Genomic DNA, 21,863 nt, shown 5'->3' on the forward strand with positions numbered 1-21,863 from the left:
ATTACTTCTTTTATTCACGTATCTTATTGATTTAGTATTGCATTTTTTTAAAATACGTCATATAATATTTTTTGTCTTAAAATAGTTAGCAAAGCTAACTTGTTGAAAGGAGTATATTATGTTAACAAATGAATTTTTTAACAGTTTCATTGGTTTATACCGTCCATATATGAAACGAACGCAATCTATACTGGACCAATTTGATTTACATCCTGGTCAATGGTTGATATTAAGAGATATTGCCAGTACCTCTCCAACGACCTTAGTTCATATTTCTAAACGTCGTTTTATTGAAAAACCCACTACACGTAAAATTATTAAAGTGTTATCTGATAAAGAGTTATTAATTGTAGAACCAAGTAAGGAAGATAAGCGTGAGAAGTTACTAAGTCTCTCTGATAAAGGTCAAACATTATATGAAGACGTTTATCGTAAGATATTACCAGTTCAGCGTGAGCTTATTGAAAATGCTGGATTATCTGACGTGGAACTTGAAAATGTTATTTCAGTAATGAACAAACTTCATCATGCATTTTTAGAGGAGGAATCAGAATGACTCAGAATACGAGTGTAAAACAGCCTATTTTCACGAAAAGTTTTACAGTTAATTTCTCAATCAATTTTTTCGTTTATTTGTGTATGTATCTTTTATTAGTAATTATCGCTGATTACAGTAAGACAACTTATCACGCCTCAGATAGTTTAGCTGGATTAGTAGTAGGATTATTTATTATTGGTTCTTTAATAGGTAGATTTGGAACTGGTAAATATGTAAATAAATTTGGTCCAAAGAAAATATTAATTACTGGATTATTATTGCTTGTGATTACACAATTACTTTACTTCATCCCTGGATCAATCACATTCTTAATGTTCGTACGTCTAATTAATGGGATTGCGACTGCTATAGCTACTACTGCAACTGGTACTATTGCAGCACATGTCACACCGGTTGAGCGTAAGAGCGAAGGTATTAGTCTATTTTCACTTAGTTTAGTACTTGGTACAGCTATAGGCCCATTCTTCGGTATCTTATTATTAAAATCATTCTCTATCAATTTACTATTTGCTATATGTTTAGTTTTAGGTGTGATCAGTTTAATAATTTCACTATTTATTAAAATTGATTTTGATGCTGTTCATAATAATACAGATGCTAAAATTGCTAAAGCATCAGGCTTTAATATACACAACTTCATTGCAAAAGAAGCAGTACCAGTATCAATAGTTATGATGATCATTGCACTGAACTATGCTTCAATACTGACTTTCTTGAAATTTTTTGCTGAACAACGTCATTTATTAGAAGCATCTAGTTACTTCTTTATTTGTTACGCGATCGCTTCTTTAATTACACGTCCAATTGCAGGTAAAATGATTGATGCACGTACAGAAAATGTTGTCGTTTATCCTGCATTTATCGCACTTATCATTACTTTTATAGTATTAGTATTCAGTTATAGTGGATGGATGTTATTACTAGCTGGTGTCTTCTTAGGTATTGGTTATGGTAATTTATCATCATCTATGCAGGCTATTGCAATTAAAGTATCACCTACTAATAAATATGGGATTGCAACTTCAACTTACTTTATTGGTCTAGATATAGGTATAGGATTTGGTCCATCTTTATTAGGCTTATTCACAGGTTTCATTAGTTATACAGAAGTTTATGTCATTATGGCCATCGTCGCTGCACTTAGCACCGTACTTTACTTTATTGTTCATGGACGAAAAGTTAAAACACAATTAAATTAATATGTAGAAAGCGCTAGAAAATATGTCAATATTTTCCAGCGCTTTTTATAATCTATTAATTAGCAATACTAATTGCTTCAATTTCAGATTTCATTTTATCAAGTAATTTCTGTTGCGTTGCATTAAAGAAATAAAATACTTGTCGTTCATCAGTTTCAGATCGTAATTTAGAAATGAGTTCTTTCTTATAAATTTTACGTATAATTACATCAATTTTACTTGTGTCCCACAACATCTCGAAATGTAATGTATCTCGTAACTCCTTACCACTAATTTTCTTACCTTCATAAACTTTAAATAACACTACAAATTCCTCTATTGAAATTTTGTACGATGATTTTAACCAATGTTTCAACTGGCTTAATTCTCTTTCTGCTGCAATAAAACGTTGTACTTTTTCTGTTGTCATAATTAAAGCCCTCCAATGTAAATTCTAAGATGTAGTTATAGCTTTATAAATTGAATTTCCTTAATAAAATTATATAACATATACACAATTTAATCTATTACAAATTTTATTTATTTTCCGATTAATGTTTAATACAAATTCAGTTATTCATATACTCAATGCTATTATGATAATCATATTCTTTAATCATAGGTATTACATTCAATAATGATTTACTTTAAATTTAAAGTATTAATTGTATATATTTTCCAAAAATAAAAAACTCTAGCAATAGTCATAACCATTGCTAGAGATGTTACCTAACCACCGATGTAGTTCATATTAATTTTCTTGCGTTGTCGATTTTTAACCGTTTGCTCTGTACGTTCATCTGAATATCGATCATCTCGAACATTCCACAAGCTAATAAGTTGTTCTCTTAATTCATCATCGGTTACGCCTGATCGTATAAATGATTTAATATTAAAGCCCTCAACAGTGCTGAATAAACATCCATAAAATTTTCCATCAGATGATAATCGTGCTCTCGTGCAAGTAGAACAAAATGATGCTGACACACTTGTAATTAAACCAAATTGAGCGCCATTATCTTTGTGCTTATAGTACTTCGCTACTTCTCCGAAATATTTGGGGGGTACTGGTTCAATATCAAAATGAGACTCAATCATATCTAGCATCTCATTTTTAGTTACAACTTTACTAAAATCCCAGCCATTATCATTACCTACATCCATGAACTCGATAAATCTGATTTCAATATTCTTATCTTTAAAGTAATCTACCATTGGAATAATTTGATCATCATTAATACCTTTTTGAATTACAACGTTTACTTTAACATGGAAACCAATAGAAACGGCGTAATCAATTTGATCTAAAATGGTAGTTGCTTTGATATTGCGATTATTTATCGCTTGGAACACTTCATTATCTATGGCATCTAAACTAACATTAATGCGACGTAAACCGGCATCGTATAATTTTTGTCCGTGTTTTTTTAATAATAGACCATTAGTGGTCATACCGATATCTTCAATACCATCAATTTGATTTAACTCAGCTATAAGTTGATATAAATTTCGTCTAAGTAGTGGTTCGCCACCAGTTATACGTAACTTCTTCACACCAAGTTCTGCATAAACTTTCGCGATTCTAACCATTTCTTCAAACGTTAATAACTCATCTTTAGGTAGGAATACATAGTCATCACCGAAGATTTCTTTAGGCATGCAATAGTCACATCTAAAATTGCAACGGTCTGTTACTGAGATACGCAAATCGCGAATGGGTCGACCTAATTTATCTTTGATTTGTGCAACCATAAATGGACCCTCCTTAATGATTTATCTGTTGTTTCAAGTCATCTAAATCTTCTTGATAGTTGATATTTTTATACCAATATTCAGGTGATTGTATGTTAGTAACATCTAAACATTCCGTCGTCACATTATTATAAACATGTCGTAGACTATAGTCATTCGAAGCTAAAGCTTCATTCATAACGTTTATACAATTTGGATGATAAAAGGCTATAGTTGGTATAACTCGATCATGTTCAGAATAAGCAGCTATATCAATTTGATCTTCTATGAGTCTTGATACTAGAAATTGGTATAAAGCACTAATAGCCTTACCTGTTACCATAGGGGTATCAACAGATATTACAAAAAACAGTTCTTCATCGTTGTATTGTTTCATTACAGTATGAATACCGGCAAGTGGCCCTTTATCTTTATTGTTAGCGTCATCTATAATAACATTGTCATGTTTAAATTGATTAGCTAATTGATCATTGGTGCTTATAATAATATCATTAAACATATTAGTCTCTTGTAAGGTTTGAACAATTCGTTGGTAAAATAATTGTCCATCTATTTCGGCAAATGCCTTTGCCTTACCAAAACGTTCTGAATGACCACCTGCTAAAATAATTGCTTTCATTTCCCGTTAACCTCCACTTACTGGAGGAATCAATGCAACAGTGTCTGTTGGTTGTATGATATCCTCATCCTGTACAAATTCTTCATTTACTGCAACCTGAAACTTTTTAGATTTAATTGAAGGATGTCTCTCAAACAGATTTTGTTTAAAAGCATCAACGTTAATTGATTCATTAATATCAATTGTTTCACTATCAGTTTGCAACATTTCTTTTATTTCAGCGAAGTATAATACCTTCACGTTAGTCCTCTCCTTTAGCAGCTAGATCGTGGCTACCTCTTTGATGTCCTTGCCACTCTGCACCGTCTTCCCAAATTTCCTTTTTCCAAATTGGAACGACTTCTTTGATACGTTCAATAGCATATTCGTTAGCTCTATATGCATCTTTACGATGGGGTGATGAAACTGCAATTAACACCGCTATATCTGAAATTTGAAGTGGCCCAATGCGATGAACAATTGTTGTAATCGTTCCTGGCCAACGCGCTTCAATTTCATCACCTATTTGTGCTAATTTTTTCTCTGCCATAGGTATATATGCTTCGTATTCTAAATATTCTGTTTTAATACCTTTAGTCCATTCTCTTACATGTCCTGTAAATACAACTACAGCACCTTGGTGTTCATTTATAGTAAATTCTCGATACTGTTCTGTTTGGATGGGTTCAGTAACGATTTCAAATTGTTTCATTTAATGTCAATCCCTTTGCTCTATCCATTGTAATAACCAATTATCATAGTGTGATAACGCATGTTTATCATGAACATCATAACAATATTTAACACCGGTTAATTGCTTTAACCGTTCTAATTCTTCAGTAGTCTGATAGACGACCACTTTATCAAAATGTTCATCTTTAAACCCTTCAACCAAAATGATATTACAATCAATTGTAACAGATTGGTCAATCATTTGAGTAAGATTTTGTTTATATGCACGCGTGACAGTTTGTTGATAGTGTTCACCTTGCACAATACTCTGATCTGCTCCAGCATTAAAATGTTTCATATGATCTACATGGTCTTCTTGAAGTGTTATATCCTCACCAATGTGGCCATGGTGCTTGATTGTAGCTATTGTGTAACCATAAGATTTTAAAAATTGTATCGTGTGTTGCATCAAGGTTGTTTTTCCTGAATTTTTAAAACCAACTATTTGCAAAATCATAGTGTCATTTCCGTTTCATAGACATTCGATTCTGTTAAAATAACATTAACTGTATGACCTGCTTTAAATCCTCTAGTGCCCCCTGGCATCATAATCATTGAATTGCTATGTGCAATTGCTACTACTGCACCAGATTTATTAAATCCAGATGGCACTACTGTCGCACCACTCTGTGAAAATGTAGCAGATGCTCGAATAAAACGAGTAAAGGGATTCGCCTTAGTAAAATCTTCCATTAAAGTAGCTTTAACAACTTGAGGGTAATAGGCAGTTGCCCCCATCATATGTTGAATCGCAGGTTTGACAAATAATTCAAATCCAGTGAAACAAGCTGATGGATTACCTGATAAACCAAACAAATATTGCCCATTTGCAACAGCTACGGTTGTTACACTACCTGGTCTCATTGCAACTTTATTAAATAATACCTCTGCATTTACAGCTTTGTAAATTTCAGGTAGATAGTCAAAATCTCCAACAGAAACGCCACCCGTAGTAATTACGATGTCATGTTTTGACATGGCATCTTTGACAACTGAAATACTACTTTGCAAATCATCTTGTTGAATTTTATATGCTTCAACGTTTAATCCAGCTTTTTCAGATAGTGCTTTGATCATTGGACCATTTGAATTGCGTATTTTACCTGGTTTTAACTCATCATCCACATCTAATAGCTCACTACCAGTTGCAATGACTGCAATACTTGGGCGTTGTGTCACAGGAACTTTAGAGTAACCATATGTTGCTAGAACGGCTATTGCACCTGGATTAATGACTTGACCTTTTTTCAAGACAATATCACCTGTTGTTGTTTCTTCACCCTTAAGAGATACATTTTCATTTGCTTCAAATGACTTACGTATTGTAAAGGTATCTCCATCCTCAACTGTTTGTTCAAACATGACTACTGCATCTGCACCTTCTGGAATTTGGGCTCCTGTCATAATACGTACTGCTTCATTTTGACCTAGTATTTTATCTGAAACTGAACCTGCGCCTATATGATCAATCACTTTGAATCGTTTACGATTTTCTGAGTATGCACCAGCAGAATCTTTACTTCGAATAGCAAACCCGTCATAAGGTGATTTATTAAAACGAGGAATATCATAAGTTGCAACAATATCCTCCGCAAGTACATATCCTAAGCTATCTTCTAACTTCACTTCTGTAGTATTCAAATATATATCCTGTTGAACAACACGATTTATCGCTTCTTTAACTGGTATTGGGTTTCTTTTTTCAACTGACATACTTATCATCTCCAAATTATAATTTAAAATCATGATATACTAACCCTATCAGGAGGGTTATTATGTCAAAATTCACTCATATCAATGAACAAGGTAATGCTAAAATGGTAGATGTATCAAATAAAAATATTACTAAACGTACTGCTCAAGCTCATTCTAGCATTACTGTTAATGAAACAATTTATCAACAAATTATAGATAATACTAATAAAAAAGGCAATGTACTTAACACTGCACAAATTGCTGGTATTATGGCAGCTAAAAACACATCGACGATTATACCTATGTGTCATCCTCTACCTTTAACAGGTATAGATGTTCAATTTAACTGGCAAATTAATGATAATACTACATACACATTAAATATCACGGCTATTGTCTCCACTACTGGAAAAACAGGCGTTGAGATGGAGGCATTAACAGCCGCTTCTGCAACTGCTTTAACTGTTTACGATATGACAAAGGCAGTCGATAAAGGTATGATTATCGGTGAGACTTACCTTGAATCAAAATCAGGTGGCAAATCTGGTGACTATCGTCGTTAAGTTATTTCGAGCGCTCATATAATGTTTCAATTTAAATAATAAAGTCATGGATGCAAAACTTCAATTAGGGAAACCTATCATTTAAGTTTAAATCCATGACTATTTTATTATTTATTCAATTCATGCAACATATGGTTTAATTCTGGCTTGATTAACTTTTCAATAGCCAATTTCACAGCTCCAGTAGATCCTGGTAGAGTATAAATTAATTTGTTCTTCACTGAACCAGCTACTGCTCTTGATAACAATGCTTTAGTTCCGACATCCTCTGTGTAACTTAAATATCTAAATAATTCTCCAAAACCTTCGATTTCTTTATCCAAAAATGGCTTAACCGCTTCTATCGTAACATCTCTTTGTGCAATGCCAGTTCCACCAGTTGTAATTATGACATCAATATCAGATGCCAACCATTGTTCAATTTGAGATTGAATAGCTACTTTATCATCTTTGACAATAGCATAGTTTGAATTTAATACTTCGACATTGATATCTTGTATTAAAGTTTGGACAAGTTGACCACCTTTATCCATCTCTTTATCCCTAGTATCAGATACAGTCAAAACTGCACATTGAATTATTCTATCTACTTTCGCATGATCATGTTGATGCATTAATTCCACTCCTATCCGAATAATTGATTGATTAAATGAATGGCATCTAACGTCTTCGTTGTACCATGTATAAGCATTCGTCCACCCTCAAAACTAACAATTCGATGTCCTTTATATTCAAACATTATCATATATTTGTTTTCTCGATAATTAAGGTGATGTTGCTTAAGAAATTCACGTACCATTTCCTGGGAAATTTTATCATTATCATATTGTACTGTATCTCTACCACATAACGTTGCATATAATGTATGCTGTTTATTTAAATAAGGAAAGGATGGATTTGAACCACATGTTGGACACTCTTTTCTAAACATACGGCTAAAACCAAATGTAAAATGTTGACCATCCCATATATCTCCATAAGTTAATTTAGTAGGCACTGATTGCTCAGTTAATAATTTAAAGGCATCTCGCAATTGAAAACTTGTAGTCATCGTAACAGCAGGTTGTATAACACCTACAGTGTCACAAGTTAAATTAATTGCTGGTAGTTGAGGCATTAAACAGTTGAAACAAGGTGTCTCTCCTGGAATAAATGCTGCTTCTATATAAGTACTCTGCACGACACCCCCATATATCCAAGGTACATTCTCTTTAAAAGCAAAGTCATTAATTAATTGTCTTGTTTCAAAATTATCTGTCGCATCAATAATAAGATCTACATGTTTAGTATACTTATCTAAAAAATAATAATCGACATGTGTGATAAAAGTATTTAGTTTCAAGTCATGGCGCAATGCTTTTAAATGGCGTTCCGCTGCTACAACTTTAGGGAACATAGTATTAGCATCTTCTTCAGTAAATAATGTTTGTCGTTGTAAATTGCTAAATTCAATATAATCTCTATCTACAATTGAAAGTGTTTTGATTCCCGCACGAACGAGACCCTCAGCAACATGAGTTCCTAACGCTCCCATACCAACAATGAGTACATGTTTTTGACTAATTTTCTGTTGTCCTTCGTGTCCTATTCCTTTAAACAAAGTTTGTCTAGAATAACGTTCACTCGTCATATTCATTGCCCTCTCTAGTTAATATCCATTTCTATCATTATATCGAACAAAGCGGGAGTGGTACAGAATACAATATGAATTCTTCGGCCCACCCCCGCAATGTTGACTAGATTTAAAAAGTCTATTATAAGTGCCTTATTAACTTAGATAATAATCATAAATTCGCTATAACGCTAAAATTTTATTATTTTCATCCCAATCTAGCTTTAATTAACCTATCTTAATAATTTTATCAGCCAATACTTCAGCCTCAAAATTAGAATGTGTGACAAAGATGATTGGTATTTTCCATTCTTTAAAAATACGTTTAATTAACTTTATTCCTTCACCTCTCGTTGCATCATCTAGACTTGAAAATGGCTCATCTAATAAAATCAAGTCTGGCTTTGTACTTAGTGTTCGAGCTAAAGCAACACGTTGAGATTCTCCGCCAGAAAGTGTCGATGGATATTGCTCTTTTAGATGATGAATATTTAGTCGATCCATTAAATCATCTATATGGACAGATGGTTTAGACATAAAAGTTATATTTTTGTAAACTGTCATATTAGGAAACAATTGGTAATCTTGGAACAAATAGCCAATTTTGCGATTTTGTATTTTCATATTAACTTTATGCTCAGTATCAGTAATCAGTCTGTCATTGATTTTGATATAGGCTTTATCTGGGGTTCTTAAGCCTGCTATCATATTTAGCACTGTGGTTTTACCTATTCCAGAAGGCCCTCGTATTGCGTAAATTTTAGGGACTGTATCGTTAATGTTAATATCAATAAATGTCTTTTTTAATTGATATTGAATCTTTAACTCTAACATCTACTCTACCTCCCTATATTTATCTTTATTCGCAAAATTCAATACACCAATTACCGTAATTGAAAATGCAACTAACACAAGCACCCATAACCAAGCTTGATTCTCTCTACCTTGTTCAACTAAGAAATAAATTTCAAGTGGTAACGTGTTAGTTTTATTGGGTATATAGCCTGCAACCATTAATGTTGCACCGAATTCACCTATTGCACGTGCAAAACTCATCATTATACCCGCTATAATTGAACGTTTAGATAGAGGTAAAATTAGACGATAGAATATTTTATTCTCACTTGCCCCCATGGTGCGAGCAGTATTTAGCATTTTCGGGTTAATACTTCTAAATCCTTGAATAGTGTGTTGATACATTAACGGAAAACTAACAATGACAGATGCAATTACTGCACCTGTCATTGTGAATACTACTGGAAGATGTAGTATGTTTTCAAAAAATTGTCCTACAACACTTCTAGGAGAAAATATTATAAGTAAAATAAACCCTAGCACCGTGGGAGGTAGAACAATGGGTAATAATATAAAACTTTCAAGGAGTTTAGTAAGATGCCCTTTTCCTTTATAAAGCAACCGGCAAACAAAGATACCTAGTACTGATACAATAATGGTACTTATGACAGCCACTTGAATCGAAATCCAAAAAGGTGTAATGTCAGGCATACTTATTACCTCCTAAATTTCAAAATGATATTCTTTCAAGATATCTTTTGCTTTTTTAGATTTTAAGAAGTCCATCCACTCTTTTGCAAGTTTCTTATCTGAAGTAGCACCTGCTTCGTAAGTGATTGGTTTTTTAAGTTCCGCTTCTTTAATTTCGTTTACTTTATCTGTTTTCTTTTTATCAGTATATAAATCAGTTTCATAAACAAAGCCCATTTCAGCGTTGCCTTTTTCAACATAATTTAATACTTGTTTAACATCTTTAGCGTAAACTAAATTATCTTTAACTTCACCGTATAAACCTTGATCCTCTAAGTATTGTTTCGCATATTTACCTGCTGGAACTGTTTTAACTTCACCAATCGCTAATTTTTCATTATCTTTTAAATCTTTAACTGATGATTTATCGCTATTTTTATCTCCGACTAAGACAAGTTTATTATGAGCGTATTTATATGTATCGTGTGCTTTGTCTTTGTCTTTTAACATATCAACATCTTTAGTATTTGCAGACATGAATACGTCAGCTGGAGCACCTTTTTCAATCTGTTGTCTTAATGCGCCTGAACCACCATAGTTAAAGCTTACATCAACATTTTTATGATCTTTTTTAAATTCTTTTTCTAATGCTTTACTAACATCACCTAAGCTCGCGGCAGCCGAAATTTGTAATTCTTGCTTTTTGTCATTATCTTTTTTATTTGAATCAGATGATTTATTGCCACTATCATTGCTACCAGAATTTGAACATCCTGCTAAAATAATAACTAATGTGACAATTACTGCCATGAAATGTTTAATATTCATTTCATAAACCCCTCCTTTTATACATTATATTATACGCTAGTCTTAATCTTTTGAAAGATATAAATTATAAAAATTCACCTAATCTCCATATTATTAAATGTATTTAATATACTATTAATTATTTATATGCAATTTAAATCTTTTCAAATTGTGACTAAAAGTTTTAATATAGAATTACATATCCCTAAAGGAGAAATATAAATGAACAAAGATGTGTTACAGGGGCAATCTATTATCCGCTATGAAGATGGACAATTAATAAATACAACAGATAGTTATGTTACAGAATTTCCATTGACAATCAATGTAAACGGTACGGAATTCGCAACGGTTATTTGTAGCCCTACACATATGGAAGAACTTGTAGTTGGATTTTTAGCCTCAGAAGGAGCTATTTATAAAAAAGAAGAAATAAAATCCTTACAAATAGATGATAGCAAAGGCTTTGCGCATGTAGAGTTAACTAAAGATTTAGGCAATCGCTTTGAATACTCTACTAAACGCATGATTGCATCTTGTTGCGGAAAAAGTAGAGAATTTTACTTTCACAATGATGCGGCAATAGCTAAAACCTCAATGTCAAAAATAACCTTAACTCCTAAACAAGTACTCAATATGATGACTGGATTACAAACTGCAAGTACATTATTTAAACAAACTGGTGGGTTGCACAATGCCGCCATTAGCGATGGTGATGAATTTTTCGAACATAGACAAGATATTGGTCGCCATAATGCACTTGATAAGCTATATGGGTTTTGTCTTGAAAGACGTATTCCTGTAAGAAATAAGGTGCTTATATTTAGTGGACGTATTTCATCTGAAATATTATTAAAGGCAGCTAAAATAGGTGTAGGCGTTATATTATCTAAATCCGCACCTACGACTTTAGCTATTACATTAGCCAACGATTTAAATATTACTGCTATTGGCTTTATTAGAGATGGAAGTTTTAATGTTTATAGTCACCCTGAACGTATTAAAGCCACAGAGTAGTTGGAATAATTAGTTTAAACTACTCTGTGGTTTATTTAATTAACTTCTTCTTTAACTATGTGGTAAACAAAACTTTGATACGTATAACCTTGTTTTAAATACATATCTTTTGCTGTGTCTTCTCCATCAGCTACAAGTATAACTGGTCGTTCATTTGCTAAGTCACCTATGTATGCTTGTATTGTTGATCCAATACCTTGTCTTTGAAATTGCTCAATTACACCAAAACTATCAATTTCAATAGTTTCGTCAGTAATAATAACATCAACAGTCCCTACTGGTTCATTATCAACATAAGCAACTAATCGTTTTTTATCGTCTTTTTTTTGTAGGATGGTTTGTCTTGCATTATTGACACTTTCAATAGCAAATGGTTTACCATAGGGCAAGGCAAATGAATAATAGATATTCAAATAATCTTCTATATTGCTTTCATCAACTTCTTTAATGTCTACATCATTTCTACTAGTTAGCTGTGTTAATTCAGTTCCTTCTATAATATAGAATTCAAGTATGCCTAATTGAAAACCTCTATCTTTAATTGCATTTATCCACTCTTGGCTTAATCTTTCATTCTCTGGAAAAGTAAACGCTAAGTGATTTGAATGCTGTTTTTGATGCAGTTCACATTGAGAGGTCATATCCTTGAACCACTGATCTAATGTGGGCATTTCTTTATAAAACCACTTATTCGTATCATACTTAAGCGGTTCTGAAGGTGTTAAATAAATAATTTTCTGCTTATCTTCATGATATAAATGCCCATCTTGAGCAATATTATGTATTGATATATTTGACATTGCTATATTCACCCACCTTGTTAGCTTGATAAATTTATTGTATCAAACTTTTAAAGCGTGAATGATTTAGAAGTGTTACGCCAATTAAACTTGCAATAATGGCTTTAATAATATCTCCAGGTATAAATGTAAATGACAATAAGAATGCTTTACTTGCATGGATATCTATAATGAAGCCCATAATAATCGTTCCCACGATATCTAAGAATAATACACCAATAACTAAAGTAGCGACTAACAATATCGCGAAGTTAATTTTATTAAAGTATCGGTCTCTCACTAATCCTATACCAAATGCAACTACTGGATATAAGAATAAGAATCCGGCTGATGGTCCCGCAAATACTCCGATTCCTCCACGTCCACCAGATAGAACTGGTAAACCTGCAGCAGCTAATAATAAAAAGACGATGACACTCAGTGTCCCATATTTTTTTCCTAGAATAATACCTGCTAAAAATATGCCTATATTTTGTAAAACAATAGGTACTGGCATAATTGGAAGCGGGATTCCTGGTACCAATCCTAAAACACAAATAATTGCTGTCATTAAAGCTGTGTAAACTAAATTTCGTGTATTCATGTTGTATCCTCCTTCTACGAGAATGATTATACCACTAATGTAAACTTTATAAAATAAAAAGTTTACATTTAAGAAGGAGAATCTACTTTTTTAGCTAAATCAGTAATATAATTAAAGAAGTCATCATGCTTAACATCGGTGACAACTTTGATAGGACGCCCACTTTCTTTAATAAATGTACGGCCTTGACTAGGACCTTTAAATTCTACATCTACATTCAATGATTTATATTGAACTAAATCAGGTTTCCCTATATAAGCAGTGGTTAAAACACCCCATAAGAAGTATGTAGAATTTGTAATAAAATGTGTCAAAGGTGGTACTGCAGCATAGCTAACACCTAAAAAATCTACACCTGGATATTGACGTTCATCAGCCCACATTTGTCGAATGTCTAAGGTTAACGGAACTTGATTGGTGCTTTCTAAAGCTACCATATCTATCGCTATCTCACTATCAAATACTGTCTTAACCGCCTCCGGATCCCAAAACGCGTTCCACTCAGCTGTTCCATCATGTTCAGGCTCTTCTACGTTACCTTTTTCGAGAAACGTTCCACCCATCCAAACTAATTTTTCAATATTATTTTGAATGCTAGGTTCAATTTTAAGCGCTTTAGCCAAATCTGTTAGTGGTCCAGTAAATAGTAAAGTTACAGGTTCACTTGATTGACTTAACACTCTGATAATGTCCTCATACGCTTCTACATCACTGATGGTAGACTGTTCATTGGTAGTTGATTCATTTAATATGGGTAACGCATCCATAAAGAATGCATGCATTCTCCATTCTTTTGGAAAAGGATTAGCCCCACGTTCATAGGACGGCGCAACCTGTAAAGAATTATTAGAAAATCGATTTATAATTTTACATGAAGCGCTGACTGAAGGTTCTAAATAACAATCTGCTCCTATAGTACTAACACCTACTAATTCGATATCATCCATTTGTAATAATAAAAACAAAGATATTAAATCATCTACTCCACCATCGTGATTAAAATATACTTTACGCAAAATGTTTCCTCCTTACATACATTTGTAAATTTAAAAAAGCTACGACTACATTATATGTAATCATAGCTTAAATAACATAATTAATTGATTATCGTTTTTATATTTTATTTACTAGCTTTAAGTAACTTGTCTTTTAAATCTTTTCTCATAAAGTCAAGCGTATAAGGGTCATTATACCAGTATGTTTCAGCTTTAACTTCAATAACGTTATTATTTTTCACTGCAGGTAAATTTTTCCATATATTAGTTGTTTCATAACTTGGTTTAGATTTACCTTCACCAGTTGATACGATATAATCGCCAGCTACGTCTTCAATTTTTTCTTGGCTTACTTCAGCCCAGCCTTCTTTTTTAACTAAATCTTGTTGGCCTTTAGGCATTTTTAAATCAAAGGCTTGATATAATACTTCGCCACCACGACCCCAGTTATCGCCATATGTGTAAACTTTTTTATCAAATTCATCTAAGATAGAAACTGTTGAATCTTTACCAATTGCATCTTTGATTTCTTTTCCATCTTTTTCAGTTTGTTTCTTCCATTTGTCTTCCCATTTTTTAACTTCGTCTTCTTTACCCATAATTTTACCTAGCATTTCTTGTTGTTCTAAATATTTATGTTTTCCATAATCAACTACAATTGTTGGGGCAATTTTTTGATATTTTTTAATGTTTTTATCAGTAGAGTAAACAATAATTAAATCAGGTTTTTTCTTAGCAACTTTCTCAACGTCAGCTTCACCAATTTTAGTCGTGTCTTTAAATTTATCTTTTAAAATTGGACTTTGATCAACTTGATTATTTACTGCAACAATATTTGCGCCTAATTTATGTAAACCACCCGCAAATGTAGGTGCTACTACCGCAATACGTTTAGGATCTTTAGGGATTTTTATAGTTTTCCCACTATCTAATTTATATGATTTTGTTTCTTCTTTTGAATCGGATTTACCTGAACCACCATTATTACCACATGCAGCTAAAACGATGATTAGAACAAGTAAAGGTAAAATTAACTTTTTCATAACATCCTCCTGTTGAAAACGATTATCAATTTCATCAAAAATTATATACTACTACTTCATTATTTACAATAAAAATTTTAATAATTTGTGAAATAAAAATTTTAATAATTTTTGAAATAAAAAAGAGGCTGGGACAAAATAAAATGTCTCAGCCTACTTTATCATTTTGTCAGTAGCTGACTGATTTGAAAATGCGCTTGAATCAAGCTTTTTTCAAACCTAGTCATCCTTGACGGGGTAGGACAACGAAATAAATTTTGAGAAAATATTATTTCTGTCCTACTCCCTAAAATCTATAGTTATTATTCTCTTAAAATAAATTACATAAAGATTTCGCTATATTAGTGTATGCTGCATCTTCCATTGGTGGATTGTGTAATCCAGCTCTCATATCTCGATAATAGCGTTGTAACGGACGATCCATTTCCAGACTTTTTGCACCAACAATTCTCATCGCTAAGTCAACAACTTCTAACCCTTGATTCATCACTAGCACTTTACTAGCAGATGTTTCATTCCATAAGTGCGGTTGATTTTCTGAACAATTATATCCTTTTGCGGTACTCCATAAAAAGTGACGCGCTGATAAAAGTAAAGACTCCATTTTCCCAATATTTTGTTGTACAGTTGGTAAATGACTAATAGTTCCTTCTATACTATTCGGACCATAACTTGTCGCAAAGTCTATAGCATAATTTCTTGCCGCCTGTGCAATTCCTAAATATGTGCTTGGAATATGTAATATCCAGCCATTCGGTTGTGGCTTTCTTTTTGACTCTACGAAAAAGTCTTTAGGTATCCATACATCATTCAATACTAAATCGTGACTTTCTGTAGCTCTCATACCTACCATATTCCAATTATCTGCAATTTCTACACCATCAAATTCTCTTGGTACTAAGAAGAAACCTACTTCCTGTAAATCATCTACATATGCAGCTACAATATAATGGGTCAATGCTTTACTCATTGATGTGAACGTTTTAACACCATTTAATAAGTAACCGTCATCTTGTTTTACTGCGTGTGTTGCAGGTCTGCCTCCGCGAGTTGGGCTTCCTGTATCCGCTTCACTTACCGCTCGATTAACAAGAGCTCCATTTTCGATATCTTTTGCAAAGCGATTAAGCATATCCTGATTCCACATCGTTTGTTCATATATTTGTCCTATAACACTTAAATGCCAACCAATAGATAATGCTGTTGCTCCGTCAATAGCACCTAAATATGTTTGCAAAACAACCATATCTTCAATAGTGGCACCTTCTCCACCATATTTTACCGGTAGCGTTAGTAAGCTATAACCTTCTTTAACTAGCCATTCAATATTCTCATAAGGGAACCTAGACTGTTTATCATTCTCTGTTGCTCTTGCTTTAAACGTCTCTTCTATTGATTGAAATTTTTTTATCCATTTCTTTTGAATATCTGTATTAATCAGAACTGAATCGATCAATTATATCACCTGTTCATTGTCATTATTATTTAAACCTAGTTTATCACTCGACATTACAAATTGGAAGTTAACCACTTAAGGGATTATAAACACAAAAAGACTTAAGTCAATGAGATTGAATCTCTCAAAGCTTAAGTCTTTTATGAATAAACGTTGATTACTTAATGTACTTCTCTAATTCAGCAATCAGTTTATTAATTTTGTCTCGTTGTTCATCTGTTACATAAAGAATAACTATTCTTTCATCTTGTATGCTACGTTTTTTTGAAAGTAACTGTAAATCTTTTAACTTCTGTAATGCTTTAGTTAAGTAATAAGGTTTAAACTCTGAATACGTTGCAATTTCCTTTGAAGTTATTTCATTCGTTTTACTTCTCACAATATAATTTAAAATATAAACCTCTTCATAATTTAAATTATATTTCTTTTTAGTATCTTTGAAGAACTTTTTAACTTGAAATGTTGCGTTAACTAAATCATTGATGTCTTTAATTTGTCCCATATTCTAAACCACTCCTCTGATGTACGTCTTGTTGCTACAAGGTTCATGTCTACTATTTATTACTTACCAAACATTTCTTATGCTATAAAATTTATTTTATAACATTTATGTATAATATTTCAATATTTTTATGAAATTAAAATGATATTAATTATCAATAACAAGTTACATCAATTAAATTATATATAATCAATTAGTCACAATAGGTATTCATTTGGAGATAAAAAAGAGGACTGGGACAGAATTCTTTTTAAATTCGTCGTCCCACCCCTACTAGAATGACCCGAACTGAGAAAAGCATCATTTAAGCGTCTTCTCAGGTCAGTCAGCTACTGCGAATCTGCAAAGTAGCATCATTATATTATTTACGTTCCAGACTCACATGTTTTTTTAGCCTCGGCTAATTGTAATAATAATATAACTATAACAAGCGTTGCTTCCTTTAGAATCATAGTAGCGTATTTTAGATATTATTCAACTTTTTGATTATTTAATTTTAGACTCCACATAATCAACGAATGCTTTAACGTCTTTTGTTTTGATTTGTTTCATTGGTACTTTCCCAATATTAAAAGTAAACACAATATCTGTGCCATCAAAATGTATTTCTTCTATTTCATTATATGGGATATTTCTATAATAGAATTGACCATTCATATCTACATTCATAATTAGTCTTTCAGAAGTAGCAATAAATGCTCCTTCAAATTCACTTTGGCCTTGAACATTATACTCAATGACGCCTAATACTGAAGGGCCTTTTGACTCTGTTGGAAACAAATCGTTGGGATTCACATTATCTAGAATCATGAATTCATTCTCCTTACTTATTATGATATTTTACTGTACTTCATTTCCTCTTGGAACTTATTGTAACATCTAATAAATAATTGATTTGTTTCATATGCTCGTGATTCAATAAATTTTACATTTACAATACGTTCATCTATTGAATTACGATACTTTTCTAAATACCCTTTTTGATAAAGATCATTAATAACCACGTTCATACATATTAAATATCGATATGACATTGCCTGAATTTCTTTTAATGAAATAACTTGTCGACTTGATAGTAACTTACCTAATAAAAACAATTCATCCAAACTCAAATTAGACTCCTTTGCTATGTTTCGAACTTTGTAAAGTGCGTCAAAAATGGTTAAAACATGCCCTAATTGATTATAGTGGGCTGTTGTTTCTATTGAATAATCAAAATTCTTCCCTTTTACCATTTCACTAACTTCCATAAACATAATGTTCAGTTTCTCTTGACAGCTATTGGATGGGAGAAATAATATACGTCTTTGGTCATTATCATCACTCAATTTAGTGATCCATCCTAAATGATATAAATGCTCTAAATGATGTCGTAATTGTCTTTTTGAAATGGTTTGATAAGTGATTAACTCATCTATATAAACGCCCTGTTGATGAACATGAAAATATTTAATGATTTCATACAATGTTTTTAATTGCTCAAATTTTAGTTGGTAACTATATTTTAGCACCTCACCTACCGCTTTCATAAAAACAAGATAAAATAGTAATGTTTCTAGCTTATTTTTATCCATCATATCTATCACCTCAAAACACTATTTCAGGATTGGGCGGTTAAGAGTTGCCATGCTAATTTGATAACAAATTGTCTAATCATAGCCCATATTTTAAAACTGCATTTGAAACTATTAAATATATAACTCTATATTTACCCAATCTATTAAAGATAGACATTGACTTGAATTCTTAAATAAACAACATTATCTTTATAATTTATCAATTGAAAGGTCGTGTTTACTTGTACTCAATCATCATGTTTGACTTATATTTATTATTATTAGGCTAAACTGTAATTATCTTTTGCTTCAGCAATTAATAATTGTGTTTCTTCATCTAATGGTATTTCTGATTGATTAAATGATTGATATTGATGTGATTGATTCTTAGTTCTGATTTGACCAGGTGTGGTGCCGTATTTTTTATTAAATAAAGCAATGAAATGTGGAAAATGATTGAATCCATGCTTATATGCAATATCTTGTATTAAATGATTACTTTTTAAAATGTCTATCAAACATAATTTTAATCTAACATCATTAATATATTGTGTAATATTATGATAAGGTTTGTGATACTTGATGACTTTACTAAGTTCCTTGGCTGACATATTGAGTGCATTAGCCATATCTTGGCGACTTATCTTATTACTGTGATGTTTAATAATATACTCATGTACTTTGTCAACTAAGGCATTATCTAGTTTGTAACGAATGCGTTGATTTCTCTGCAAGTATCCTAATTCTACACATAAGTGTTTTACCAGCTTATCTTTTATTTGTAATTTATCTGACTTACTACTTTCAAAATCAAGTAAATTTAAAATAAAGGGTTCTAATTGTTTTCTTTCAATAGAAGGAAATTTATATCCATTAGACTTAATATAATCATCAGCATATTTCAAATAATCTTTGAATGCTATTTCAATACTAGCGATAATTGCTCCATCCTCATTCTCAATCGAGTAAATATCATTTAACATTACAAATAATAAATCTCTCTCTTTCATTTGAAATTTCTTTAAATTTAAAATTACTCTCCCTGACCCCTTTAGCCAATAGATTAATTTAATATTTGATTCCTTTTGACTACTTATCTTTATATTTTTTAAAAGCTTTACCGAAAAGTCATCAATCATACGAACGTCCTTTCACTTTATAATATATAAAGATATGACATAAACAGAAATAATAAATTATCCCCCATAATGCTAATAACTATTGCTGCATTAATAACGATTTTCTAATTAAACGCTTTTTTTGAATGCCTATCTTCATATATAATTGTATGTTTTATTTCGGTATTAGCAGTAGCAAACTTTTAACCAATTATATCATTTTATTATCTTATATAAATGTTTTTGTATATTTTTTATAATGTTTGTATGAATAATCCCCAATAAGAGCTTCTTTTATAGCATTTCAGAGTAATAATACAATTTAATTAATAGATCTTTTGTATACATATAATTTTAAAACAATACAAAAATAATGAATTCTATTAATTTTATATCAAATTTATTTTTGCTGTTACTTTACAAAAATATTACAAGAAAATGAGTATCTTTTTCATATATTTTTTTAAACGTTGTTATGACAACGTTTTTTAATATTACAAAAAATTACTTATTGTATTTAACTCAACACTATTTATTAGCAAAAAATTACAAAATGATAACAACGCACACAAAATGATTTTTTTCTGATAAAGTATGTCTTGTCGTTAAGAAACTTATTAAAAACTGGACTCAAGGGTCATCAAATGACTATTAAATATAAAATATTAATTTAATTCTCAGGAGGAAATTTTACAATGAAAAAAATCGCTACAGCTACAATCGCTACTGCAGGAGTTGCAACAATCGCTATCGCTGGACATGGTCATGAGGCACATGCAGCAGAACAAGGATATAACCCAAATGATCCAACTTCATACAGCTACTCTTACACTATCGACCAACAAGGTAACTATCATTACACTTGGAAAGGTAACTGGAGCCCAAATCAAGTAATTCACTCTAGTCAATCTAATTATTCATACAACAACTATTCATATAATTACAATAACTATAATAACTACAACAACTACAGCAATAACACTCAATCATATAGTGCAAATACTCAACAAACTGGTGGTTTAGGTGCTAGTTACTCAACTTCAGATCGTAACATTAAAGTAACTACAACTACTGCTCCATCATCACAATCAACTGGCGTTTCAATTTCAAGAACTTCAAGTTCAGGTAGTAACTTATATACTGCTGGTCAATGTACATATTATGTATTTGATAGAGTTGGCGGTAAAATCGGTTCAACTTGGGGAAATGCTAATAACTGGGCAAGCGCTGCAGCTGCTTCAGGTTACACAGTAAACAATTCACCATCAGCTGGTGCTATTTTACAAACTTCACAAGGTGCATATGGTCACGTAGCATACGTTGAAAGTGTTGGTAGTGACGGTTCAGTTACAGTATCAGAAATGAACTATGGTCACGGTGCTGGTGTTGTTACTTCACGTACTATTTCAGCTAGCCAAGCTGCTTCATATAACTACATTCACTAATTCTATTAGTAAGTTTAAAAGCGATCCAAAAAGGATCGCTTTTTTGCGTTTACTTTTATACTCAAAGATATAAACATTAAACAACATGCACCTATACTAGTTTGAAAATCTTATTATGAGATATAAATAGCATCCTGCCATATAATTAAAAACAAAAAAGATTGGAAAGTAATAATCAATACTTTCCAATCTTAATCTATTTCGAACAAATTCATTCTTTCTTGATTTGTTATATCTATTACTACATAATTGTTGATAATAAATTCGTTTGTCCATCGTTCATGGATCCAATTCTCGCTACAAAAATTGAACCCACTACTGTTAAATATTTTGAGGATATTTTACAGTTAAAACTTTATAGCATCAG

General features: G+C 31.8%; 26 protein-coding genes. 5 read left to right on the forward strand and 21 right to left on the reverse strand.

The window, feature by feature from the left end:
* Positions 1 to 118 precede the first annotated feature (118 nt).
* Both SBL15_RS08920 and SBL15_RS08925 read left to right on the forward strand, forming a co-directional pair.
* Positions 119 to 556, forward strand: a complete 438-nt coding sequence (locus SBL15_RS08920; RefSeq protein ID WP_037535988.1) for a MarR family winged helix-turn-helix transcriptional regulator — start codon at positions 119 to 121, stop codon at positions 554 to 556.
* Positions 553 to 1,758: an MFS transporter gene (locus SBL15_RS08925; protein ID WP_107611828.1), complete on the forward strand. Its 1,206-nt coding sequence runs from the start codon at positions 553 to 555 to the stop codon at positions 1,756 to 1,758. The genes SBL15_RS08920 and SBL15_RS08925 overlap by 4 nt, the downstream gene beginning before the upstream one ends.
* Before the next feature lie 55 nt (positions 1,759 to 1,813).
* Here the strand turns inward: SBL15_RS08925 and SBL15_RS08930 are convergent, their stop codons facing one another.
* From SBL15_RS08930 to glp, 7 genes are all read right to left on the reverse strand, one after another.
* Positions 1,814 to 2,167: a SarA family transcriptional regulator gene (locus tag SBL15_RS08930; protein WP_011275108.1), complete on the reverse strand. Its 354-nt coding sequence runs from the start codon at positions 2,165 to 2,167 to the stop codon at positions 1,814 to 1,816.
* Between the two features lie 299 nt (positions 2,168 to 2,466).
* On the reverse strand, positions 2,467 to 3,489 hold the full coding sequence (gene moaA, locus SBL15_RS08935; protein ID WP_053016652.1) for a GTP 3',8-cyclase MoaA: 1,023 nt from the start codon (positions 3,487 to 3,489) through the stop codon (positions 2,467 to 2,469).
* A 13-nt stretch (positions 3,490 to 3,502) separates the two neighbouring features.
* Positions 3,503 to 4,108 (reverse strand): molybdenum cofactor guanylyltransferase MobA, encoded by a 606-nt coding sequence (gene mobA, locus SBL15_RS08940; protein ID WP_037535981.1) that lies wholly within the window; start codon positions 4,106 to 4,108, stop codon positions 3,503 to 3,505.
* A 6-nt stretch (positions 4,109 to 4,114) separates the two neighbouring features.
* Complete coding sequence (gene moaD, locus SBL15_RS08945; RefSeq protein ID WP_037535979.1) at positions 4,115 to 4,348, reverse strand: molybdopterin converting factor subunit 1; 234 nt, start codon at positions 4,346 to 4,348, stop codon at positions 4,115 to 4,117.
* Between the two features lies 1 nt (position 4,349).
* Complete coding sequence (locus SBL15_RS08950; protein ID WP_107611829.1) at positions 4,350 to 4,799, reverse strand: molybdenum cofactor biosynthesis protein MoaE; 450 nt, start codon at positions 4,797 to 4,799, stop codon at positions 4,350 to 4,352.
* A gap of 6 nt (positions 4,800 to 4,805) precedes the next feature.
* Positions 4,806 to 5,276, reverse strand: a complete 471-nt coding sequence (gene mobB / locus SBL15_RS08955; protein WP_037558600.1) for a molybdopterin-guanine dinucleotide biosynthesis protein B — start codon at positions 5,274 to 5,276, stop codon at positions 4,806 to 4,808.
* Positions 5,273 to 6,532 carry a gephyrin-like molybdotransferase Glp gene (gene glp / locus SBL15_RS08960; protein ID WP_107613251.1) on the reverse strand — a complete coding sequence of 420 codons (1,260 nt, stop codon included), beginning with the start codon at positions 6,530 to 6,532 and terminating at the stop codon, positions 5,273 to 5,275. The genes mobB and glp overlap by 4 nt, the downstream gene beginning before the upstream one ends.
* A gap of 62 nt (positions 6,533 to 6,594) precedes the next feature.
* On the opposite strand from glp, the gene moaC reads away from it, so the two are divergent.
* Positions 6,595 to 7,077, forward strand: a complete 483-nt coding sequence (moaC, locus tag SBL15_RS08965) for a cyclic pyranopterin monophosphate synthase MoaC (RefSeq protein ID WP_011275101.1) — start codon at positions 6,595 to 6,597, stop codon at positions 7,075 to 7,077.
* A gap of 107 nt (positions 7,078 to 7,184) precedes the next feature.
* On the opposite strand, the gene SBL15_RS08970 is transcribed toward moaC, so the two are convergent.
* The 5 genes from SBL15_RS08970 to modA all read right to left on the reverse strand — a co-directional run bounded on the left by SBL15_RS08970 (position 7,185) and on the right by modA (position 11,002).
* Positions 7,185 to 7,691 carry a molybdenum cofactor biosynthesis protein B gene (locus SBL15_RS08970; RefSeq protein ID WP_107611831.1) on the reverse strand — a complete coding sequence of 169 codons (507 nt, stop codon included), beginning with the start codon at positions 7,689 to 7,691 and terminating at the stop codon, positions 7,185 to 7,187.
* Positions 7,692 to 7,702: 11 nt separating this feature from the next.
* A complete protein-coding gene (locus tag SBL15_RS08975) occupies positions 7,703 to 8,707 on the reverse strand; it encodes a ThiF family adenylyltransferase (protein WP_107611832.1) in 1,005 nt (334 codons plus the stop codon).
* A 210-nt stretch (positions 8,708 to 8,917) separates the two neighbouring features.
* A complete protein-coding gene (locus SBL15_RS08980; RefSeq protein WP_107611833.1) occupies positions 8,918 to 9,523 on the reverse strand; it encodes an ATP-binding cassette domain-containing protein in 606 nt (201 codons plus the stop codon).
* Positions 9,524 to 10,195 (reverse strand): molybdate ABC transporter permease subunit, encoded by a 672-nt coding sequence (gene modB, locus SBL15_RS08985; RefSeq protein ID WP_011275097.1) that lies wholly within the window; start codon positions 10,193 to 10,195, stop codon positions 9,524 to 9,526.
* 12 nt (positions 10,196 to 10,207) lie between these two features.
* On the reverse strand, positions 10,208 to 11,002 hold the full coding sequence (gene modA / locus SBL15_RS08990) for a molybdate ABC transporter substrate-binding protein (RefSeq protein WP_037535964.1): 795 nt from the start codon (positions 11,000 to 11,002) through the stop codon (positions 10,208 to 10,210).
* Positions 11,003 to 11,203: 201 nt separating this feature from the next.
* Between modA and fdhD the strand changes: the two genes are divergently transcribed.
* Positions 11,204 to 11,998 carry a formate dehydrogenase accessory sulfurtransferase FdhD gene (fdhD, locus tag SBL15_RS08995; RefSeq protein ID WP_107611834.1) on the forward strand — a complete coding sequence of 265 codons (795 nt, stop codon included), beginning with the start codon at positions 11,204 to 11,206 and terminating at the stop codon, positions 11,996 to 11,998.
* A gap of 35 nt (positions 11,999 to 12,033) precedes the next feature.
* Here fdhD and SBL15_RS09000 read toward each other — a convergent pair whose 3' ends face one another.
* The 9 genes from SBL15_RS09000 to SBL15_RS09040 all read right to left on the reverse strand — a co-directional run bounded on the left by SBL15_RS09000 (position 12,034) and on the right by SBL15_RS09040 (position 19,943).
* Complete coding sequence (locus SBL15_RS09000) at positions 12,034 to 12,798, reverse strand: GNAT family N-acetyltransferase (RefSeq protein ID WP_107611835.1); 765 nt, start codon at positions 12,796 to 12,798, stop codon at positions 12,034 to 12,036.
* Between the two features lie 34 nt (positions 12,799 to 12,832).
* Positions 12,833 to 13,381, reverse strand: coding sequence for a biotin transporter BioY (locus SBL15_RS09005; protein ID WP_053016643.1), 549 nt, complete (start codon positions 13,379 to 13,381; stop codon positions 12,833 to 12,835).
* Positions 13,382 to 13,449: 68 nt separating this feature from the next.
* On the reverse strand, positions 13,450 to 14,400 hold the full coding sequence (locus SBL15_RS09010; RefSeq protein ID WP_182477442.1) for a nucleoside hydrolase: 951 nt from the start codon (positions 14,398 to 14,400) through the stop codon (positions 13,450 to 13,452).
* 101 nt (positions 14,401 to 14,501) lie between these two features.
* The gene (locus tag SBL15_RS09015; protein WP_037535953.1) at positions 14,502 to 15,419 is read right to left on the reverse strand and encodes an ABC transporter substrate-binding protein; all 918 of its coding nucleotides are present in this window, start codon (positions 15,417 to 15,419) and stop codon (positions 14,502 to 14,504) included.
* Between the two features lie 310 nt (positions 15,420 to 15,729).
* A complete protein-coding gene (locus tag SBL15_RS09020) occupies positions 15,730 to 16,872 on the reverse strand; it encodes an acyl-CoA dehydrogenase family protein (protein ID WP_182477443.1) in 1,143 nt (380 codons plus the stop codon).
* A gap of 160 nt (positions 16,873 to 17,032) precedes the next feature.
* Positions 17,033 to 17,377: a transcriptional regulator, SarA/Rot family gene (locus tag SBL15_RS09025; RefSeq protein ID WP_317955794.1), complete on the reverse strand. Its 345-nt coding sequence runs from the start codon at positions 17,375 to 17,377 to the stop codon at positions 17,033 to 17,035.
* A 486-nt stretch (positions 17,378 to 17,863) separates the two neighbouring features.
* Entirely contained in the window at positions 17,864 to 18,187 is a 324-nt protein-coding gene (locus SBL15_RS09030) for a PH domain-containing protein (RefSeq protein ID WP_011275088.1), read from the reverse strand.
* Positions 18,188 to 18,207: 20 nt separating this feature from the next.
* Positions 18,208 to 18,951, reverse strand: coding sequence for a transcriptional regulator, SarA/Rot family (locus SBL15_RS09035; RefSeq protein ID WP_107612706.1), 744 nt, complete (start codon positions 18,949 to 18,951; stop codon positions 18,208 to 18,210).
* A 263-nt stretch (positions 18,952 to 19,214) separates the two neighbouring features.
* On the reverse strand, positions 19,215 to 19,943 hold the full coding sequence (locus SBL15_RS09040; protein ID WP_317955796.1) for an AraC family transcriptional regulator: 729 nt from the start codon (positions 19,941 to 19,943) through the stop codon (positions 19,215 to 19,217).
* 803 nt (positions 19,944 to 20,746) lie between these two features.
* On the opposite strand from SBL15_RS09040, the gene SBL15_RS09045 reads away from it, so the two are divergent.
* The gene (locus tag SBL15_RS09045; protein WP_317955798.1) at positions 20,747 to 21,496 is read left to right on the forward strand and encodes a CHAP domain-containing protein; all 750 of its coding nucleotides are present in this window, start codon (positions 20,747 to 20,749) and stop codon (positions 21,494 to 21,496) included.
* Positions 21,497 to 21,863 lie beyond the last annotated feature (367 nt).

This window comes from Staphylococcus sp. NWU MKU2, from assembly GCF_033283605.1.
GTDB lineage: Bacteria > Bacillota > Bacilli > Staphylococcales > Staphylococcaceae > Staphylococcus > Staphylococcus haemolyticus.

Coding starts and splice junctions, on each gene's coding strand:
- SBL15_RS09000 (WP_107611835.1), bottom strand. CDS start 12,798: ATGTCAAATATATCAATACATAATATTGCTCAAGATGGGCATTTATAT.
- SBL15_RS08925 (WP_107611828.1), top strand. CDS start 553: ATGACTCAGAATACGAGTGTAAAACAGCCTATTTTCACGAAAAGTTTT.
- SBL15_RS08970 (WP_107611831.1), bottom strand. CDS start 7,691: ATGCATCAACATGATCATGCGAAAGTAGATAGAATAATTCAATGTGCA.
- modA (WP_037535964.1), bottom strand. CDS start 11,002: ATGAATATTAAACATTTCATGGCAGTAATTGTCACATTAGTTATTATT.
- SBL15_RS09005 (WP_053016643.1), bottom strand. CDS start 13,381: ATGAATACACGAAATTTAGTTTACACAGCTTTAATGACAGCAATTATT.
- moaC (WP_011275101.1), top strand. CDS start 6,595: ATGTCAAAATTCACTCATATCAATGAACAAGGTAATGCTAAAATGGTA.
- SBL15_RS09035 (WP_107612706.1), bottom strand. CDS start 18,951: ATGGATAAAAATAAGCTAGAAACATTACTATTTTATCTTGTTTTTATG.
- SBL15_RS08975 (WP_107611832.1), bottom strand. CDS start 8,707: ATGACGAGTGAACGTTATTCTAGACAAACTTTGTTTAAAGGAATAGGA.
- glp (WP_107613251.1), bottom strand. CDS start 6,532: ATGTCAGTTGAAAAAAGAAACCCAATACCAGTTAAAGAAGCGATAAAT.
- fdhD (WP_107611834.1), top strand. CDS start 11,204: ATGAACAAAGATGTGTTACAGGGGCAATCTATTATCCGCTATGAAGAT.
- SBL15_RS09040 (WP_317955796.1), bottom strand. CDS start 19,943: ATGAAAGAGAGAGATTTATTATTTGTAATGTTAAATGATATTTACTCG.
- SBL15_RS09015 (WP_037535953.1), bottom strand. CDS start 15,419: ATGAAAAAGTTAATTTTACCTTTACTTGTTCTAATCATCGTTTTAGCT.
- SBL15_RS08920 (WP_037535988.1), top strand. CDS start 119: ATGTTAACAAATGAATTTTTTAACAGTTTCATTGGTTTATACCGTCCA.
- SBL15_RS08950 (WP_107611829.1), bottom strand. CDS start 4,799: ATGAAACAATTTGAAATCGTTACTGAACCCATCCAAACAGAACAGTAT.
- SBL15_RS08930 (WP_011275108.1), bottom strand. CDS start 2,167: ATGACAACAGAAAAAGTACAACGTTTTATTGCAGCAGAAAGAGAATTA.
- SBL15_RS09025 (WP_317955794.1), bottom strand. CDS start 17,377: ATGGGACAAATTAAAGACATCAATGATTTAGTTAACGCAACATTTCAA.
- SBL15_RS09030 (WP_011275088.1), bottom strand. CDS start 18,187: ATGATTCTAGATAATGTGAATCCCAACGATTTGTTTCCAACAGAGTCA.
- modB (WP_011275097.1), bottom strand. CDS start 10,195: ATGCCTGACATTACACCTTTTTGGATTTCGATTCAAGTGGCTGTCATA.
- SBL15_RS08980 (WP_107611833.1), bottom strand. CDS start 9,523: ATGTTAGAGTTAAAGATTCAATATCAATTAAAAAAGACATTTATTGAT.
- SBL15_RS09045 (WP_317955798.1), top strand. CDS start 20,747: ATGAAAAAAATCGCTACAGCTACAATCGCTACTGCAGGAGTTGCAACA.
- mobA (WP_037535981.1), bottom strand. CDS start 4,108: ATGAAAGCAATTATTTTAGCAGGTGGTCATTCAGAACGTTTTGGTAAG.
- moaA (WP_053016652.1), bottom strand. CDS start 3,489: ATGGTTGCACAAATCAAAGATAAATTAGGTCGACCCATTCGCGATTTG.
- mobB (WP_037558600.1), bottom strand. CDS start 5,276: ATGATTTTGCAAATAGTTGGTTTTAAAAATTCAGGAAAAACAACCTTG.